The sequence below is a fragment of the Streptomyces sp. Tu 3180 genome (assembly GCF_009852415.1).
Taxonomy (GTDB): Bacteria; Actinomycetota; Actinomycetes; order Streptomycetales; family Streptomycetaceae; genus Streptomyces.
The window spans coordinates 1,659,442-1,677,424 of record NZ_WOXS01000002.1; the positions used below are offsets into that span (position 1 = coordinate 1,659,442).

The window sequence follows — 17,983 nt, forward strand, 5'->3', positions numbered from 1 at the left end:
CCGGAACGCATCCGCCTACGTGGGCGAGCCCGACGAGAACCGCCGCAGCAGCGGGGACAGCACCAGCACGGACTTGGTGCGCTCGACGAACGGCTCCCCGGCGATGCGCTCCAGGACCCGTTCGAAGTGGCGCATGTCGGAGGCGAAGACCTGGGCCACCGCGTCCGCGTCGCCGGTGACGGTGGAGGCGGCCACGACCTCCTGGTAGCGCTCCAGGCCCCGCTGGATGGTCTCCGGGGAGGTGTTGCTGCGGCAGTAGATCTCGACGAACCCCTCGGTCTCCCAGCCGAGGGCGGCCGGGTCCACCCGGACGGTGAATCCGGTGATGGCCCCGGTGGCGCGCAGCCGGTCCACGCGCCGTTTCACGGCGGGCGCGGACAGGCCGACCAGCTGGCCGATGTCCGCGTAGGAGCGGCGGGCGTCCTCGGCGAGGGCGTGCACGATGCGTTCGTCGAGATCGTTCAGCACTGCGGGTGGTTCACTTCGCTTCTGGTGTGGCCGGGGCGGCGAGCCGGGAGCGGCGGTAGCCGTACAGGAAGTAGAACACGATCCCGACGGCCATCCAGACACCGAAGACCACCCAGGTGATCGTGGACAGGCTGCCCATCATCCAGATACAGAACGCGAAGCCGAGGGCGGGCAGGACCGGCGACAGCGGCACCCGGAAGGTGCGGGGCATGTCGGGACGGGTCCGGCGCAGCACCACGACGGCCACGTTGACCAGCGCGAAGGCGAACAGGGTGCCGATGCTGGTGGCGTCGGCGAGCTGGCCGAGCGGGATGGCGGCGGCCAGCACGCCGCAGAAGAGGGAGACGATCAGGGTGTTGGTGCGGGGCGTGCCGGTCTTCGGGCTGACCTTGGCGAACGCCCTGGGCACGAGCCCGTCCCGGGACATGGCGAACAGGATGCGGGTCTGGCCGTAGAGCACGGTTAGGACGACGCTGGCGATGGCGATGACGGCGCAGAACGCCAGCAGGGTGCCCCAGAAGGTCTGGCCGGTGACCTCGCGCATGATCTGGGCGAGCGCGGCCTCGGAGTCGGTGAAGTTCCGCCAGGGCTTGGCGCCGACGGCGACGGCGGCGACCAGGACGTACAGCGCGGTGATGATGGCGAGCGACAGCAGGATCGCGCGGGGCAGGTCGCGCTGGGCGTTCTTCGCCTCCTCACCGGCGGTGGAGGCGGCGTCGAAGCCGATGTACGAGAAGAAGAGCGTCGCCCCGGCCGCGCTGACGCCGGCCATGCCGAGCGGCATGAAGTTCTCGTAGTTGCCGGAGCGGAAGCCCTGGACGCCGATGGCGCAGAACAGCACCAGCGCGCCGATCTTCACGACGACCATGATCGTGTTGGCGCGGGCGGACTCGCGGGCGCCGCCCATCAGGAACGCCATGGCGAGCAGGACCACGATCAGCGCGGGCAGGTTGAAGACGCCGCCGTCGCCGGGCGGGGCGGACAGCGCGGCCGGGATGGTGACGCCGATGGTGCCGTCGAGCAGTTCGTTGAGGTACTCGCCCCAGCCGACGGCGACGGCGGCGACCGACACGCCGTACTCCAGCATCAGGCACCAGCCGCAGACCCAGGCGACCAGCTCGCCCATCGTTGCGTACGCATACGAGTACGAGGAGCCGGAGACCGGGATGGTGCCCGCCAGCTCGGCGTAGGAGAGGGCCGAGAAGAGGGCGGTCAGACCGGCGATGACGAAGGAGAGGGTGACGGCCGGACCGGCCTTGGGGACGGCCTCGCCGAGGACGACGAAAATGCCGGTGCCGAGGGTGGCGCCGATGCTGATCATGGTCAGCTGCCACAGCCCGAGGGAGCGGCGCAGCGAGCCCCCCTCGCCCTGGCCGCCCTCTGCGACCAGGCGTTCCACGGGCTTGCGACGCATCAGGCGCGCGCCGACGCCCGGGGCGGGCGGCGCGGTGGGCCTGCTGTTGTGCGGGGGTGCGCCTTGGTCGAGCACGCGCTGACTCCTTCGTCACTGCCGGTCTTCCGCGGCAGGGACCGACGGCGCCCCGCGACAGCCGGGACCCGTCGAGCGGGGTCCCCGCCGCACCACGTACAGCGCGTAACCCTACGAGGTCCGGCGTTGCTGCTGAAATGCAGCAACCTTGCGCACATCCGTAAGATCGTTGCGTTCCTCGCGCCGGGGCGGGTGTTCGTTGCGCCGGGGCTTTCGTCCGTTGCGCCCGGACCGGTCCGGCCGCGGGGCGGTCCGGCTCCGGGGCGGGCAGGTCCCCGGCCGGGAGGGTCCGCGGATCGGCGCGCCCGCGGCCCGGCCCGTCGGCGCCCCGGCGGACGGCGGCCCGCACGGCGGCGTCCGGATCCGGACACGCCGCGGCCCCCGTTCCTCCCGGCGGGCGGGATCGACGGGGGCCGCGGGAGGACGGGGGCCGTGGGGAAGCCGGTCGCCGTCAGTTCCAGCTGGCGTGCAGCGGCTTGCCCTCGGCGTAGCCGGCGGCGCTCTGGATGCCGACGACGGCCTTCTCGGCGAACTCCTCCAGCGAGGCGGCACCGGCGTAGGTGCAGGAGGAGCGGACGCCCGCGATGATCGAGTCGATCAGGTCCTCGACGCCCGGCCGGGCCGGGTCGAGGAACATGCGGGAGGTGGAGATGCCCTCCTCGAACAGCCCCTTGCGGGCCCGGTCGTAGGCCGACTCCTCGGAGGTGCGGTTGCGCACGGCACGTGCGGAGGCCATGCCGAACGACTCCTTGTAGGCGCGGCCGTCGGCGTCGTGCTGGAGGTCGCCCGGGGACTCGTACGTCCCGGCGAACCAGGAGCCGATCATCACGTTGGACGCGCCGGCCGCGAGGGCCATCGCGACGTCGCGCGGGTGACGGACACCGCCGTCGGCCCACACGTGCTTGCCGTACTTCCTCGCCTCCGCCGCGCACTCCAGGACGGCGGAGAACTGCGGACGGCCGACGCCGGTCATCATGCGGGTGGTGCACATGGCACCGGGGCCGACCCCGACCTTGACGATGTCCGCGCCCGCCTCGACGAGGTCGCGCACGCCCGCGGCGGCGACGACGTTGCCCGCGACGAGCGGGACCCGCGGGCCGAGGTCGCGGACCAGCTTCAGCGCGTTGATCATCGACTCCTGGTGGCCGTGCGCCGTGTCGATGACGAGGGCGTCGACGCCCGCCTCGAGCAGCTGCTCGGCCTTGCCCGCCACGTCGCCGTTGATGCCGACGGCGGCGGCGATGCGCAGCCGCCCGCGGTCGTCGGTGGCCGGGGTGTACAGGGTGGCGCGCAGGGCTCCCTTGCGGGTCAGGATGCCGGCGAGACGGCCGTCCGCGTCGACGGCGGGGGCGTAGCGCCGGTTGGCCGCGTCGAGGGTGTTGAAGGCCTCGCGCGGGTCCATGTCCGCGTCGATGAGCAGCAGGTCGCGGGACATGACCTCGGTGAGCTGCGTGAAGCGGTCCACGCCGGACAGGTCGGTGTCGGTGACCACGCCGACCGGCCTGTGGTCGTCGTCCACGACGACGCCCGCGTTGTGCGCGCGCTTGGGCAGCAGGGCGAGCGCGTCGGCGACGGTCTGGTGCGGGGCCAGCACGATGGGGGTGTCGAGCACCAGGTGGCGGCTCTTGACCCAGGCGACGACCTCGGTGACGACCTCGATCGGGATGTCCTGCGGGATGACCACGAGACCGCCGCGGCGGGCCACGGTCTCGGCCATGCGGCGCCCGGCGATGGCCGTCATGTTGGCGACGACGAGCGGGATGGTGGTGCCCGTGCCGTCCGGGGAGCTGAGGTCCACGCCCTGACGCGAGCCGACCGCGGAGCGGCTCGGCACCATGAAGACGTCGTCGTACGTCAGGTCGTACGCGGGCTGGATGTCGTTGAGGAAACGCACGTGCTGCACATCCCAGTCGATCAGAGGTGGCCCCCGGACAGGTCAGCCAGGGGGAAGAGCACGTACTTCATTGTCCCATGTCGACCGGTACGCGGTCCCCGGGCACATCGTCCAAGCAGGTCAGAGGGGTGCTGGGAGGAACCTCCAAGAGGGTCCGTGGAGGGGGCCGCCGGCGGAGGGGGCGGCGGCGACCGCCCCCTCCCGGCCGGGCGTCAGTTCCCGTCGGGGTCGTTCCGGTTGAGCGCCGGCCTCGGCGCGGGCCCCGCCGTCATCAGGTAGTCCGCGGCCGAGGTGTCCGTCACCAGGCTGGTGACGAGTCCGGAGCGCAGCACCGCGTCGATCGCGGGTCCCTTGCGCTGTCCGCCCGCGATCGCGACGACCTCGGGGACGCGCCGGAGCTGGTCGGTCTTGACCGTGATGCACCGCTCCCCCAGGTCCCGGCCGACCCGGCGCCCCTCGGCGTCGAAGAGGTGCGCGGACATCTCGGCGGCGACGCCGAGGGAGGCGTAGTGCGCCCGCTCCTCGTCGCTGAGCATGTCGTGCACCGTCGAGATGCCCGGCTCCCAGGAGCCGATGGAGACGCAGGCGACGGTGACCTTGTCGAAGTACTCGAAGGCGCGCGCGATCCCGGTCTGGTGGCGCAGCGCCGCCGCGGTGGCCGCGTCCGGCAGCAGCATCGGCGCGTAGATGGGGTGGGCGTCGCCCCCCGACACCTGCGCGGCCCGCCGCACGGCCTCCACCGAGCCGCGCTCGGCGGTCCCGGCGTCGTACACGCCCGTCAGCTGTACGACCGTGCAGGGCGGCAGCCGGTCCAGGGCCGCCGCCATGTGGATGGTGGACCGGCCCCAGGCCAGGCCCAGCACGTCCCCTTCGTTGACCAGCTCGCCGAGCAGGTCGGCGGCCACCTCTCCCAGGTTCTCGGGGTCGGGCGTCTCCTCGGCCTCGGCCGGGGACTCGACCACGACGGCGTGCCTCAGGCCGTAGCGGGCGCGGAGCGCGTCGGAGCGCTCGGCGTCCAGCTCGGCCGGCACGCGGATCTCGATCCGTACGAGATCCCGTTCGAGGGCGGTCTCCAGGACCCGGGCCACCTTGAAGCGGCTGACGCCGAACTCCTCGGCAATCTGGATCTTGGATTTGCCCTCGAGGTAGAAGCGGCGGGCCATGGCCGCCGCCTGCACCAGCTCAGCGGGTCCCATCCGCATGGCTGACCGGCCCGCCGACATACCCGACACGGCGATCTCCTCACTGCTGTTCACACTCTGGATTCGCCGTTCATCCTTGCAGATCCGGCGCGGTCGATCAGCCCTGCTGGGGAGCCGTTCACGTTCCTGACGCTCAGTGGTCGCACGCCCACGACGCCTTGCCCGTGGCGGCCTCCGCCTGGGTGCGCAATGCACGTACCGCCTCGGCCGGGTCCGACGCCCCGTACACGGCGGAACCCGCGACGAAGACGTCGGCGCCGGCGTCGGCGCAGCGCTCGATGGTGGACGCCGAGACCCCGCCGTCGACCTGGAGCCAGAGCTCCAGGCCGTGCTTGTTGATCAACTCGCGGGTGCGGCGAATCTTCGGAAGCATGATGTCGAGGAACGCCTGGCCCCCGAAGCCCGGCTCGACCGTCATGATCAGCAGCATGTCGAGCTCGGGGAGCAGGTCCTCGTACGGTTCGACGGGAGTCGCGGGCCTGAGCGCCATGGAGGCGCGGGCGCCCTTGGCCCGGATCTCCCGGGCGAGCCGCACCGGCGCGGTGGCCGCCTCGACGTGGAAGGTGACGGAACCGGCCCCCGCCTCCACGTACTGGGGCGCCCACCGATCGGGGGCCTCGATCATCAGATGGCAGTCCAGCGGAGTGTCCGTCGCACGGGCGAGCGATTCCACGACCGGCACGCCGAGCGTGAGGTTCGGGACGAAATGGTTGTCCATGACGTCGACGTGGAGCCAGTCGGCTCCCTCGACCGCCTTCGCCTCGTCCGCGAGGCGGGCGAAGTCGGCGGACAGGATGCTGGGGTTGATCTGCACGGCCATGGACCAAGCCTGCCATGTCCGCGCCCGGATGTTCGCCCCGGTCCAGACCTGAGTCACTCCCCGGATGTTCCGGCGTCCTCCCCCGTGCCGCGCCGGGCGGGCCGGCGTCCCGCACGGCGGCCACGGGGGTGCGCATGACCGGGAACCGGGGCGTCGGGCGGCTGGTCTGCGGCCCGCGCACGAAGTGGCTGGTCCTGGCGCTGTGGCTGGTGGTCCTCTTCCTGATGGCGCCGTTCGCGCAGAAGCTCACCGACGCCCAGGACAACGACGCCGCCTCCTGGCTTCCGGGCTCCGCCGAGTCGACCCGGGTCCTGGAGATCTCCCGGGACTTCCGGCCCGAGCAGATCCCGGCGATCGTGGTCTACGCCCGCGACGCCGGCCTGACCGCCGGTGACCGGGCGCGGATCGCCGAGGACGTGCAGCGGCTGAAGCGGATGGACGACCACGGCATCCGGGGTGCGGAGACCCAGGGCCCGGTGTTCGACCGCGCGTCCGGTCCGCGGGCGGCCCAGGTGTTCGTCCCGGTCACGATGGACGAGAAGGGCTGGGAGCGCATCTCACCGGCGGTCGCCGGCATCCGGGGCGAGGTCGGCACGGGCGGCGGCGGACTGGCCGTGCACGTCACGGGTCCGGGCGGCACCTCCGCGGACTTCGCCGAGGTGTTCGAGGGCATCGACTCCACGCTGCTGTTCGCGGCCATGGGCGTGGTCGTCGTGATGCTGCTCGTCACCTACCGCAGCCCGGCCCTGCTCCTGGTGCCGCTGCTCAGCGTGATCGCGGCCCTGTTCACCGCGCAGGCGCTGGTCTACTTCCTGGCCGAGTACGGCGGCCTGACCGTCAACGGCCAGAGCGCGGGCATCCTGACCGTGCTGGTCTTCGGCGCGGGCACGGACTACGCCCTGCTGCTGGTCGCCCGCTACCGGGAGGAGCTGCGCCGGCACGAGGACCGGCACGAGGCGATGGCGCTGGCGCTGCACCGCGCGGGCCCGGCGGTGATCGCCTCCGGCGCGACGGTCGTGCTGAGCATGCTGGTGCTGCTGGCCGCCGAGATGAACTCCACCAGCAGCCTCGGCCCGGTGGCGGCGATCGGCGTCACGGTCGGCCTGCTGGCCATGCTGACGCTGTTCCCGGCCCTGCTGGTGGTCTTCGGCCGGTGGATCTTCTGGCCGGTGGTCCCGCACTTCGGGGCGCCCGACCCGACCGGGCGCGGCGTCTGGGCGCGCACCGGACGGAGGATCGCCCGCCGGCCGCGGATGATCTGGGGCGTCACCGCCGTGGTGCTGGCGGTCTGCTCCCTCGGCCTGGTGCAGATGCGCGCCGAAGGCATCGGCAACGCGGACGCCTTCACCGAGAAGCCGGACTCGATCGTCGGCCAGGAGGTGTCCGCGCGCTACTTCCCGGCGGGCAGCGGCGATCCGCTCGTCGTCGTCAGCGACCGCGCGCAGGCCGAGGAGGTCGGCCGCACCGTCGCCGGGACCGAGGGCGTCGTCCCCGGCTCGCTGCGCCTGCCGCCGGGGGCCGAACCGGAGGCCGGCGGCCGGGTCCTGTTCGAGGCGACCCTCGGCGACCCGGCGGACAGCGACGCCGCGAAGCAGACGGTGGAGCGGGTGCGCGACGCCGTGCACGCGGTGCCGGACGCCGACGCCCTGGTCGGCGGCGGGTCGGCGGCCCTGCTCGACATGGACCGGGCGACCGCGCACGACAACATGCTGGTCATCCCGCTGGTGCTGCTGGTCGTGCTGCTGATCCTGTGCGCCCTGCTGCGCGCGCTCGTCGCGCCGCTGCTGCTGATCGCGACGGTGATCCTGTCCTTCGCGGCGGCGCTCGGCCTCAGCGCGCTCGCTTTCCGGCACGTCTTCGACTACGCGGGCGAGACGACCGACTTCCCGCTGTTCGTCTTCGTCTTCCTGGTCGCCCTGGGCATCGACTACAACATCTTCCTCACCACGCGGATCCGCGAGGAGGCGGTCCGCCAGGGCACGCGGCCGGGCGTCGTCACGGGGCTCGCCGCCACCGGCGCGGTCATCACCTCGGCCGGCCTGGTGCTGGCCGGGACCTTCGCAGCCCTGGGCACGCTGCCCGGCGTCGCCTTCGCCGAGATCGGCTTCGCGGTGGCCCTGGGCGTCCTGCTGGACACCTTCGTGGTCCGGTCGGTGCTGGTGACCTCCCTGTTCCTGGACATCGGCCCCGGCGTCTGGTGGCCCCACCGGCTGGCCCGCGAGGACGGCGGGGGCGGGGCGAGGAAGCCGGAGGCGGGCGTCAGCCGGTCCGGCGGATGAGCGCCAGGTACATCGCGTCGGTGCCGTGCAGGTGCGGCCACAGCTGCACGTCGGGGCCCTCGCCCAGATCCGGCACGCCCGGCAGCAGCGGCCGGGCGTCGATCAGGTCGGTGTCCGGGAACTGCTTGAGGAGGTCGGCGACCACCGCCCGGGTCTCCGCGAGGTGGGGCGAGCAGGTGGCGTAGCCGACGACACCGCCGACCCGCACGGACTCCAGGGCGGTGCGCAGCAGCCCGCGCTGGAGCGGGGCGAAGCCGTCCAGGTCCTCCGGCCGGCGCCGCCAGCGCGCCTCGGGACGGCGGCGCAGGGCGCCGAGGCCGGTGCACGGCACGTCGACCAGCACCCGGTCGAAGCTGCCGGGCCGCCACGCCGGACGCGTCCCGTCGGCGGCGATCACCTGGTACGGCCCCGGGTTGCCGGCCAGTGCCTTCGCCACCAGCCCGGCCCGGTGCGGCTGCTTCTCCGAGGCGAGCAGCACGGCGCCCCGCTCGGCGGCGAGCGCCCCGAGCAGCGCGGCCTTGCCGCCGGGCCCGGCGCACCCGTCCAGCCACATCCGGTCACGGCCCTCGACCGGCGCGTGGGCGAGCGCGAGCGCGACGAGCTGGCTGCCCTCGTCCTGGACGCCGGCCCGGCCCTCGGCGACCGCCGGTACGGCGCCCGGCTCCCCGCCCTCGGTCAGCCGCACCGCGTGGGGCGACCAGCGCCCCGGTACGGCGGCCTCCTCGCGCAGCAGTTCGCCGGTGGTGGACCGCCCCGGCCGGGCGACGAGCGTGACCTCGGGGCGCTCGTTGTCGGCGCGCAGCAGGTCCTCGATGCCGGCCCGTCCGCCGCCGAGGGAGTCCCACAGCGCGGAGACGACCCAGCGGGGGTGGGAGTGCACGACGGCGAGGTGGTCCTCGGGATCGTCGTCGTAGGGCGGCGCGACGCGCTCCAGCCAGCCGTCGAGGTCGTCCTGCGCGATCCTGCGCAGCACGGCGTTGACGAACTTGGCGCGCCCGTCGCCCAGCACCACCCGGGCCAGTTCGACCGAGGCGGACACCGCGGCGTGCGTCGGGATCCGCGTCCCGAGCAGCTGGTGCGCGCCCAGGCCCAGCACGTCCAGCACCGGCGGGTCCACCTCGCGCAGCGGCCGGTCGACACAGGCCGCGACGATCGCGTCGTACGTCCCCTGCCGGCGCAGCGTCCCGTACACCAGCTCGGTCGCCAGCGCCGCGTCCCGCGCGTCGAAGTCGCCCTTCTCGCGCGCCGCGCGCAGCAGCGGCGGCAGGACGAGGTTGGCGTACGCGTCCCGCTCGTCCACGGCCCGCAGGGCCTCGAAGGCGAGGATGCGGACGGGGTCCTTCTGGGGCCGGCGGTAGGGCTTGGCGGGCTTGCGGGGCCGACGGGGCTGGTCGCTCACGAAAAAGGTGCTCCGGAAGTGGGGTGGGGTGCGCGGTCCAGCCTACGTCGTCGGGGCGGACCGCCGCCCCGCGGCGTCAGGCGCCGACGCTCTCGCCGGCGGCGATCCGCACCCCGCGCGCCCAGTCCGCCGCCCGCATCGGCTTCTTGCCCTGGGCCTGCACCCACAGCAGCTCCACGGCGTACGAACCGGTGCCGACGTATACGTTGTTCTTGCCGGCGGCCAGCTGCCCGGGCGCGAGGTCGGTCCGCCCGGGCACGGGGACGGCCTGGACGATCTTGAGCCGCTCGCCCCGGAAGGTGGTCCAGGCGCCGGGCGCGGGGGTGCAGCCGCGCACCACGCGGTCGACGCGCAGCGCCGGGGCGGTCCAGTCGACGCGGGCGTCCTCGACGGTGACCTTGGGGGCGAGGCTGATGCCGTCGGCGGGCTGCGGCACGGCCTCCAGGGCGCCGTCCTCGATGCCGTCCATGGTCGCGGCGAGCAGCCCGGCGCCGGCGAAGGCCAGCCGGGTGAGCAGGTCGCCGCTGGTGTCGGTGGGCCGGATCTCCTCGGTGACGGTGCCGTAGACGGGCCCGGAGTCCAGGCCCTCCTCGATGAGGAAGGTGGAGGCGCCGGTGATCTCGTCGCCCGCCATGACGGCGTGCTGCACGGGGGCGGCCCCGCGCCAGGCGGGCAGCAGCGAGAAGTGCAGGTTGACCCAGCCCCGGGCCGGGATGTCCAGGGCCGCCTTGGGCAGCAGGGCCCCGTAGGCGACGACGGGACAGCAGTCGGGCCCGATCTCCTTCAGCCGCTCCAGGAACTCCGGGTCCCTGGGCCGGGCGGGCTTCAGCACCTCGATCCCGGCCTCCTCGGCCCGCTCGGCGACGGGGGAGGCGACCAGCCTGCGTCCCCGCCCGGCCGGCGCGTCGGGCCGCGTGACGACGGCGGCCACCTCGTGCCGCCCGGAGGCGAGGAGTGCGTCCAGTGCGGGAACGGCGACCTCGGGGGTACCGGCGAAGACGAGCTTCATGGGGTGCTTCGGGCCTCTCGGGCGGGGACGGACACGGGCAGCGCACCAGTCTATGGGGCGGTGGCGGAAGCGCCCGTGCGGGGAGAACCGCCGGCGGCGGGCGATCCCCGCACGGGGCGTCCGCCTCCCGTCCCGCCGGAAACGGGTGGTGCGCGGGGGCGTACGCATATGCCGCCGCGCCCCACCCCGTGACCCGCGGAGCGGATCCGCGTTGGTCAAGAAAGAGTTGACCCGGGGCCCCCGACACGGGCCCGTTCCTTTCAACGCCGGTTCGAGAGGCTTGTTCATGGCCGACCACGCAACCCACGACGCCCAGGCTCGGGCCAGCCTGCACTTGCTGGTGCGGGACATCGAGCGGGTCCGCCGGCAGGTGGACGCACTGCGCACACTCACCGCCCAGCTGGGCAACGTCTACCGCCCGCGCCGCTCCGGCCCCTCCACGGGCTTCGTCGTCTACGGACGCGCCCCCGCCCCGACCGTCCGTCTCGCCCAGGAACTGCGGGACAGTGTCGAGACCCTGGTCACGGCGGCCGTGGACTTCGACCGTTCCCTGGGCTTCTCGTGGGACGCGGTGGGCTCCGCGCTGGGCGTCACGAAGCAGGCGGTGCACCGCCGTTACGGCTCCCGCCGGGCCCCCGCGCAGGCGCCGAAGGCCGCCGAGGCCGAGCACGCGGCGGATCCGTCGGGCACCCGTACGGTCAGTGTGGGCGCCGGCCTCTCCACGATGCCTGCGGTCCCCGAGACCCGTTCCATGCCGACCCAGCCCACCGCGGGCAGCCCGTCCCTGCGCGACGAGCCGCGGCCGACGGCCTTTCCCGGCCCCCGCAACGGCTGAGCCGTCCGCGCACCCCGGCCCCGCCCTCCCGGACGCACCGCGTCCGGGAGGGCGGTCGGCACGTCCCGGGCCGGGCTCTCTCCCCCGGGCCCTTCCGAGCGGGGCGGTCCCGTCGCCCCCGCTCGCCCGGGCCCGGCAGAGCGCCGCCGGTCTCCTCCGGCTCGGTCCGCCGGGCGGGCCTCAGCCGATGTCGGGCGGATCGATCCGCACCCACACGGGGTCGCCCCCGCCCCGCGCCATCCGCGCCGCCTGCGCGGCCTTCAGCGCACCCGCCAGGGCGGCGCCCCTGCCCGGCGGCACCCGGATCAGCCCTCGCTCCCAGTGCTCCCCGGGGGGCGGTCCTCCCGGTCGCCGCGGCCGTCCCGCGGCGGTGACCGGCAGCGGCACCGGGCCCAGCACCTCCGCCTCCCCGGGCAGTTCGACCGCGCCGAGGAAGTCGGCCACCGCCTGCCCCGGCCCCGACACCGCCGCCATCCTCGACACCGGCGGGAACCCCAGCTCGGCACGCTCGGCCAGCTCCCGCACCGCGTGCCCGACCGGGTCCCACCGCACCAGCGCCTGCACGGGCCGCAGCGTCGGCTCGGCGACCACCACCACCGCGCCCCCCTCCGACTGCGGACGGACGAGCGCCGCCGCGCCGATCCAGCGGCGCAGCGCGTCCTCCCCGGCCCGCAGGTCGGGGCGGCCCAGCATGGCCCACCCGTCCAGCAGCAGGGCCGCCGCGTACCCGCCCTCGGCGACCGGTTCCGCGCCGGGCGTGCTCACCACCAGCGCGGGCGCCGCCGGCACCGTGTCCAGCACGTGCTCGCGCCCCGAGGTGCGCACCGGGACGGCCGGGAAGGCGCGGCCCAGTTCCTCGGCGGTCCGCCGCGCGCCCACCACCTGGGCCCGCAGCCGGGACCCGCCGCACTCGGGGCAGTGCCAGCCGTCCTCCCCGCGTCCGCACCAGCCGCACCGCAGATCGCCGGAGTCCTGTGCCTCCAGCGGCCCGGAGCAGTGCCGGCAGCGCGCCGGCGTCCGGCAGTGGGCGCACGCCATCCGCGGCACGTATCCCCGCCGGGGCACCTGGACGAGCACCGGCCCGTGCCGCAGCCCCTCCCTGACGGCCTGCCAGGCGAGCGTCGGCAGGCGCGCCGCGCGGGCGGCCTCGTCGCGCGCGAGGTCCCCGTCCCCCACGGTGCGCACCAGCGGTACGGCGCTGCGCACCCGCTCCCTCCCGGCGACCAGCGGCCGGGCCCAGCCCGTCTCCACGAGCTGGGCGGCCTCCACGGTGCAGCTCCAGCTCCCCAGGAGGAACCCGCACCTGTCCTGCGCCGCCCTCAGCAGCAGCACCTCGCGGGCGTGCGGCTGCGGGGCGTGCTGTTCGCTGTGGCTGTCGTCGCCGTCGTCCCAGACGGCGACCAGTCCGAGGTCCCGCACCGGCGCGAACATGGCCGCGCGCGTCCCGATGACGGCCCGCACGGATCCCCGCCGCACGGCGAGCCACTGCGCGTACCGCTTCTCCGGCCCGGCGTCGGCGGTGAGCACCGCGTGCCGTCCCTGGCCCAGCAGTGCGGTGAGCGCGGCGTCGACGCGGGCGACGGCCCGTCCGTCCGGCAGGACGGCCAGCGCGCCGCGCCCGGAGGCCAGCGTCGCGGCGACGGCCCGCGCCAGTTCCTCGCTCCACCGCGGCCCGGGCAGCGCGTTCCACACCGCCCGTGGGGCGCCCCCGAGGGCCAGTGACTCCAGGAACGCGGGCCCCTGCTCGTAACGGGCCCAGGAGCCCGGCTCGGGCGCCGGGGGCGGCGGCAGCGGGGCGGGCGAGGGCCGTTGCTCGGCGCGGGCGTTGCGCGGCGGCACGGCGAGCTGGAGCACATCGGCGAGGCTGCCGGCGTACCGGTCGGCGACGGCCCGGGCGAGCCCCAGCAGTTCCCCGCTGAGCACCCGCTCGGGGGAGACGACCTGGGCCAGCGCCGCCAGGGGCCCCGAGTAGTCGGACTCGGCGAGCCGCTCGACGAGGAACCCGTCGATCAGTCCCCCGCCCTCGCGCCGCCCTTCGCGCACCCGGTGCCGTCCGGCGCCGAACCGCACCCGCACCCGCACCCCGGGCTGTGCGTCGGCGTCCAGTTCCTCGGGCACGGCGTAGTCGAAGTACCGGTCGAGATGGAGCACGCCCTTGTCGACGAGGACCCGGGCGACGGGCAGGTCCTTGGCGAGCGCCGCGCCCCGCCAGGTACGCGGCTTGGCCCGGGGCGCCTTGGCCTTGCGCACGCTCTCCCGGATGAGCGCGAGCTGCTCGGGCGGCGCGCCCTCGGCGCCCCCGCCCGCCTGTCCGTTCTCGCTGCTCACGCCTGCATTCTTACCAAACGCCGCTGACAGCGGCCCCGGTCCGGGAACGACCGGGGCCCGGCGTCCCCGAGGGAACGCCGGGCCCCGCGGCCGGCTCCGGTGCGGCCGTACGCCCTACAGGCCCGCCGCCTTGCGCAGCGCGTCCACGCGGTCGGTGCGCTCCCAGGTGAAGTCGGGCAGCTCACGGCCGAAGTGGCCGTAGGCGGCGGTCTGGGAGTAGATCGGACGCAGCAGGTCCAGGTCGCGGATGATGGCGGCCGGGCGGAGGTCGAAGACCTCGTCGATCGCCTTCTCGATCCGCTCGGTGTCGAGCGTGGCGGTGCCGAAGGTCTCGACGAACAGGCCGACCGGCTCGGCCTTGCCGATCGCGTAGGCGACCTGCACCTCGCAGCGCGAGGCCAGGCCCGCGGCGACCACGTTCTTGGCGACCCAGCGCATCGCGTACGCCGCCGAGCGGTCCACCTTGGACGGGTCCTTGCCGGAGAAGGCGCCGCCGCCGTGGCGGGCCATGCCGCCGTAGGTGTCGATGATGATCTTGCGGCCGGTCAGGCCCGCGTCGCCCATCGGACCGCCGATCTCGAACCGGCCGGTGGGGTTGACCAGCAGACGGTAGTTCTCGGTGTCCAGCTTGATGCCGTCGTCCAGCAGCGCCTTCAGCTCCGGCTCCACGACGAACTCGCGGATGTCGGGGGCGAGCAGGGACTCCAGGTCGATGTCGGAGGCGTGCTGGGAGGAGACGACCACGGTGTCCAGGCGGACCGCCTTGTCGCCGTCGTACTCGATGGTGACCTGGGTCTTGCCGTCCGGGCGCAGGTAGGGGATGGTGCCGTTCTTGCGCACGTCGGACAGGCGCTTGGACAGGCGGTGCGCGAGGAAGATCGGCAGCGGCATCAGCGTCGGCGTCTCGTCCGTCGCGTAGCCGAACATCAGGCCCTGGTCACCGGCGCCCTGCCGGTCCAGCTCGTCGTCGTCGCCCTCGACGCGGGACTCGTACGCCGTGTCGACGCCCTGCGCGATGTCCGGGGACTGCGCCCCGATCGACACCGAGACGCCGCAGGAGGCACCGTCGAAGCCCTTCTTCGAGGAGTCGTAACCGATCTCCAGGACCTTGCTGCGGACCAGCGTCGCGATGTCCGCGTACGCCTTGGTCGTGACCTCGCCGGCCACGTGCACCAGACCGGTGGTGATCAGGGTCTCGACGGCGACCCGGGAGGCCGGGTCCTCGCGCAGCAGCGCGTCGAGAATGGTGTCGCTGATCTGGTCAGCGATCTTGTCGGGGTGACCCTCGGTCACGGACTCCGAGGTGAACAGACGACGGGACACAACGCTCCCTGGGGTTGCAGCGGCTGCTGGCTGATCATTGGCGGACGGCGGGGGCTGCACCCGACGCCGTCCGTGGAACAGTTTATCGGTCGCGCTTCGCCACCGGCCCTCCTGTCTCGCCTCTCGGGAGCGCTGTGACCTGCGGCACGGGCATTCTGCCCATGCCGAGCGACGTTGGCCAGAGGCACCGCGCCGGGGGAGGCGCGGTTTCGGGGGGTCGGACGGCGGGGGAACCGCTCATCCGAGGCGCTCGGCCACCAGGTCCCACACGGCTTCGGCCAGGGCTTCCTTGGGGCCGTGGGCGACGGGGGTCTCGCTGCCGTCGGCGCCCAGCACCACGGCCTCGTTCTCCTCGGAACCGAAGGTCTTGCGCTCCCCCACCTCGTTCACGACCAGCAGGTCGCAGCCCTTGCGCTTCAGCTTGGCGCGGCCGTTGGCGAGCACGTCGTCGGTCTCGGCGGCGAAGCCGACGATCACCTGTCCGGGCCGCACCCGGTCGCCGGAGATCTCGGCGAGGATGTCCGGATTCCGCACCAGGGTGACGGGTTCGGGCTCCTGGTCGTCCTTCTTCTTGATCTTCCCGGTCGCGTAGGCCGCCGGGCGGAAGTCGGCGACGGCCGCGGCCATGACGACCGCGTCCGCGTCGGCGGCGGCGGCGAGCACGGCCTCGCGCAGTTCCACGGCGGTCCCGACGGGGACGACGTCCACACCGGCCGGGTCGGGCAGTGCGGTGTTGGCCGCGATCAGCGTGACGCGGGCGCCCCGGGCGGCGGCGGTGCGGGCGAGGGCGTAGCCCTGCTTGCCGGAGGAGCGGTTGCCGAGGAAGCGGACGGGGTCGAGGGGTTCGCGGGTGCCTCCGGCGCTGACGACGACGTGCCGGCCCCTGAGGTCGGGCTCGGTGACCCCGCGGGCCAGCACCCGGCGGCAGAGCTCGAAGATCTCGGCCGGGTCGGGCAGCCGTCCCTTGCCGGTGTCGGCGCCGGTGAGGCGGCCGACGGCCGGTTCGATGACGACGGCGCCCCGCGCGCGCAGGGTCGCCACGTTGTCCTGGGTGGCCGGGTGCTCCCACATCTCGGTGTGCATGGCGGGGGCGAAGACCACCGGGCAGCGGGCGGTGAGCAGGGTGTTGGTGAGGAGGTCGTCGGCCAGGCCGTGGGCCGCCTTGGCGAGCGTGTCCGCCGTGGCCGGGGCGACGACCACCAGGTCGGCGTGCTGCCCGATGCGGACGTGCGGCACCTCGTGGACGTCGTCCCAGACCTCGGTGGAGACCGGGTTGCCGGACAGCGCGGACCAGGTGGCGGCGCCGACGAAGTGCAGCGCGGAGGCGGTGGGGACGACACGGACGTCGTGCCCCGACTCCGTCAGCCGCCTGAGCAGCTCACAGGCCTTGTACGCGGCGATGCCGCCGCTGACCCCCAGAACGACCTTCGGCTTGTCCACCGTCTCTCCCCGGACCTCGGAAAACGTACGACCACCCCCCATGAGACACCACAGGCCCGGCAGACGTGCTGCCGGGCCTGTGGAAAAGTCAGCTGCGACCAGCTGGTACGACTTACTGACCGGGGCCTTCGACGGCCTCGGAGGTCAGCAGTCCCGCGTTGATCTCGCGCAGGGCGATCGAGAGCGGCTTCTCGTGGACGTGGGTGTCGACGAGGGGACCGACGTACTCGAGGAGACCCTCACCGAGCTGCGAGTAGTACGCGTTGATCTGGCGGGCCCGCTTGGCCGCGTAGATCACGAGGCTGTACTTCGAGTCCGTGGCCTCGAGGAGCTCGTCGATCGGCGGGTTGATGATGCCCTCGGGCGCGGAGATGGAAGAGGACACGCTCTACCTTCCGATGGATGGGAAAGATTCAGTCCGTGTGACCGCTGGCCGGCTCCGCTGGACGGACCGGCGACGATCACACGACGTTCATCAAGGCTAGCAGCTCGCGGGCCACGTCCTCGACGGAGGTGTTGACCAGGGTCGTGTCGAACTCCGGCTCGGCCGCCAGTTCGGTCTTCGCGGCCCGCAGACGGCGCTCGATCACCTCGGGCGACTCGGTGCCGCGGCCCGTGAGCCTGCGCACGAGCTCCTCCCAGGAGGGAGGGGCGAGGAACACCAGCTGGGCCTCGGCCATGGACTCGCGGACCTGCCGCGCGCCCTGGAGGTCGATCTCCAGCAGGACGGGCACTCCCGCCTCCAGGTGCTCCAGCACCGCCGCGCGGGGCGTGCCGTAGCGGTTGCCCGCGAACTCGGCCCACTCCAGCAGCTCGCCGTTGGCGATCAGCTTGTCCATCTCCTCGTCGGTGACGAAGAAGTAGTGGACCCCGTGCTGCTCGCCGGGACGGGGCCCCCGGGTCGTCGCCGACACGGAGAGCCAGACCTCGGGGTGTTCCTTGCGCATATGGGCGACGACCGTGCTCTTGCCGACCCCGGAGGGGCCGGAGAGCACGGTCAGCCGCGGACGTGCGTCCGGGGGTTCGGGGGTCGTCCCCCGGGGTGTTGCAGCCATGCAGCGATTATTCCAGCAATCGCGGACTGCCCGGGACGCCGGTCCCGGGCCGACCGGGACTCAGGAGCCGGTGCTGCCGAACTCGCGCTCCAGGGAGGCGATCTGGTTGGAACCGAGACCGCGCACGCGGCGGCTCTCGGAGATGCCCAGTCGCTCCATGATCTGCTTGGCGCGGACCTTGCCCACGCCCGGCAGGGACTCGAGCAGGGCGGAGACCTTCATCTTGCCGATGACGTCGTTCTCCTGGCCCTGCTTGATGACCTCGTGCAGGGAGGCGCCGGAGTGCTTGAGTCGATTCTTGACCTCGGCCCGCTCCCGGCGAGCCGCGGCGGCCTTTTCGAGCGCGGCTGCGCGCTGTTCAGGGGTAAGGGGCGGAAGAGCCACGCCTACGTCACCTCGGATGTCGAACTGTCGGATACGGACCGGTGAGGAACCTAGTCGC

The 17,983-nt window shown here is 73.7% G+C and carries 15 protein-coding genes; 2 read left to right on the plus strand and 13 right to left on the minus strand.

Translation table 11 applies throughout. The annotated features are described in order from the left end of the window. Positions 1-15 precede the first annotated feature (15 nt). The 5 genes from GL259_RS08305 to rpe form a co-directional block, all read right to left on the minus strand. Positions 16-468, minus strand: a complete 453-nt coding sequence (locus GL259_RS08305; RefSeq protein WP_033275118.1) for an Lrp/AsnC family transcriptional regulator — start codon at positions 466-468, stop codon at positions 16-18. A 10-nt stretch (positions 469-478) separates the two neighbouring features. Then, positions 479-1,957 carry an amino acid permease gene (locus GL259_RS08310; RefSeq protein WP_159530664.1) on the minus strand — a complete coding sequence of 493 codons (1,479 nt, stop codon included), beginning with the start codon at positions 1,955-1,957 and terminating at the stop codon, positions 479-481. 451 nt (positions 1,958-2,408) lie between these two features. After that, positions 2,409-3,851, minus strand: a complete 1,443-nt coding sequence (locus GL259_RS08315) for a GuaB1 family IMP dehydrogenase-related protein (RefSeq protein ID WP_166461632.1) — start codon at positions 3,849-3,851, stop codon at positions 2,409-2,411. Between the two features lie 212 nt (positions 3,852-4,063). Further along, positions 4,064-5,107, minus strand: a complete 1,044-nt coding sequence (locus tag GL259_RS08320) for a sugar-binding domain-containing protein (protein ID WP_159530668.1) — start codon at positions 5,105-5,107, stop codon at positions 4,064-4,066. A gap of 79 nt (positions 5,108-5,186) precedes the next feature. After that, entirely contained in the window at positions 5,187-5,873 is a 687-nt protein-coding gene (gene rpe / locus GL259_RS08325) for a ribulose-phosphate 3-epimerase (RefSeq protein ID WP_159530670.1), read from the minus strand. Positions 5,874-6,007: 134 nt separating this feature from the next. Here rpe and GL259_RS08330 point away from each other — a divergent pair, with 134 nt between their 5' ends. Next, positions 6,008-8,152: an MMPL family transporter gene (locus GL259_RS08330; protein ID WP_159530672.1), complete on the plus strand. Its 2,145-nt coding sequence runs from the start codon at positions 6,008-6,010 to the stop codon at positions 8,150-8,152. Here the strand turns inward: GL259_RS08330 and GL259_RS08335 are convergent. Both GL259_RS08335 and fmt read right to left on the minus strand, forming a co-directional pair. Continuing rightward, a complete protein-coding gene (locus GL259_RS08335; protein WP_159530674.1) occupies positions 8,133-9,551 on the minus strand; it encodes a transcription antitermination factor NusB in 1,419 nt (472 codons plus the stop codon). The genes GL259_RS08330 and GL259_RS08335 overlap by 20 nt on opposite strands. A 76-nt stretch (positions 9,552-9,627) precedes the next feature. Further along, entirely contained in the window at positions 9,628-10,560 is a 933-nt protein-coding gene (gene fmt / locus GL259_RS08340) for a methionyl-tRNA formyltransferase (RefSeq protein ID WP_159530676.1), read from the minus strand. Positions 10,561-10,846: 286 nt separating this feature from the next. Between fmt and GL259_RS08345 the strand changes: the two genes are divergently transcribed. Continuing rightward, positions 10,847-11,395 (plus strand): hypothetical protein, encoded by a 549-nt coding sequence (locus tag GL259_RS08345; RefSeq protein ID WP_159530678.1) that lies wholly within the window; start codon positions 10,847-10,849, stop codon positions 11,393-11,395. Between the two features lie 180 nt (positions 11,396-11,575). On the opposite strand, the gene GL259_RS08350 is transcribed toward GL259_RS08345, so the two are convergent. From GL259_RS08350 to GL259_RS08375, 6 genes are all read right to left on the minus strand, one after another. Further along, entirely contained in the window at positions 11,576-13,723 is a 2,148-nt protein-coding gene (locus tag GL259_RS08350; protein WP_159530680.1) for a primosomal protein N', read from the minus strand. Between the two features lie 114 nt (positions 13,724-13,837). After that, a complete protein-coding gene (gene metK, locus GL259_RS08355; protein WP_159530682.1) occupies positions 13,838-15,046 on the minus strand; it encodes a methionine adenosyltransferase in 1,209 nt (402 codons plus the stop codon). 237 nt (positions 15,047-15,283) lie between these two features. Then, on the minus strand, positions 15,284-16,486 hold the full coding sequence (gene coaBC / locus GL259_RS08360; protein WP_159530684.1) for a bifunctional phosphopantothenoylcysteine decarboxylase/phosphopantothenate--cysteine ligase CoaBC: 1,203 nt from the start codon (positions 16,484-16,486) through the stop codon (positions 15,284-15,286). 112 nt (positions 16,487-16,598) lie between these two features. Further along, positions 16,599-16,871 carry a DNA-directed RNA polymerase subunit omega gene (gene rpoZ, locus GL259_RS08365; protein ID WP_004933985.1) on the minus strand — a complete coding sequence of 91 codons (273 nt, stop codon included), beginning with the start codon at positions 16,869-16,871 and terminating at the stop codon, positions 16,599-16,601. A 76-nt stretch (positions 16,872-16,947) separates the two neighbouring features. Beyond that, complete coding sequence (gmk, locus tag GL259_RS08370; RefSeq protein ID WP_159530686.1) at positions 16,948-17,541, minus strand: guanylate kinase; 594 nt, start codon at positions 17,539-17,541, stop codon at positions 16,948-16,950. A 60-nt stretch (positions 17,542-17,601) separates the two neighbouring features. Then, positions 17,602-17,925: an integration host factor gene (locus GL259_RS08375; protein ID WP_003977346.1), complete on the minus strand. Its 324-nt coding sequence runs from the start codon at positions 17,923-17,925 to the stop codon at positions 17,602-17,604. Between the last annotated feature and the right edge of the window lie 58 nt (positions 17,926-17,983).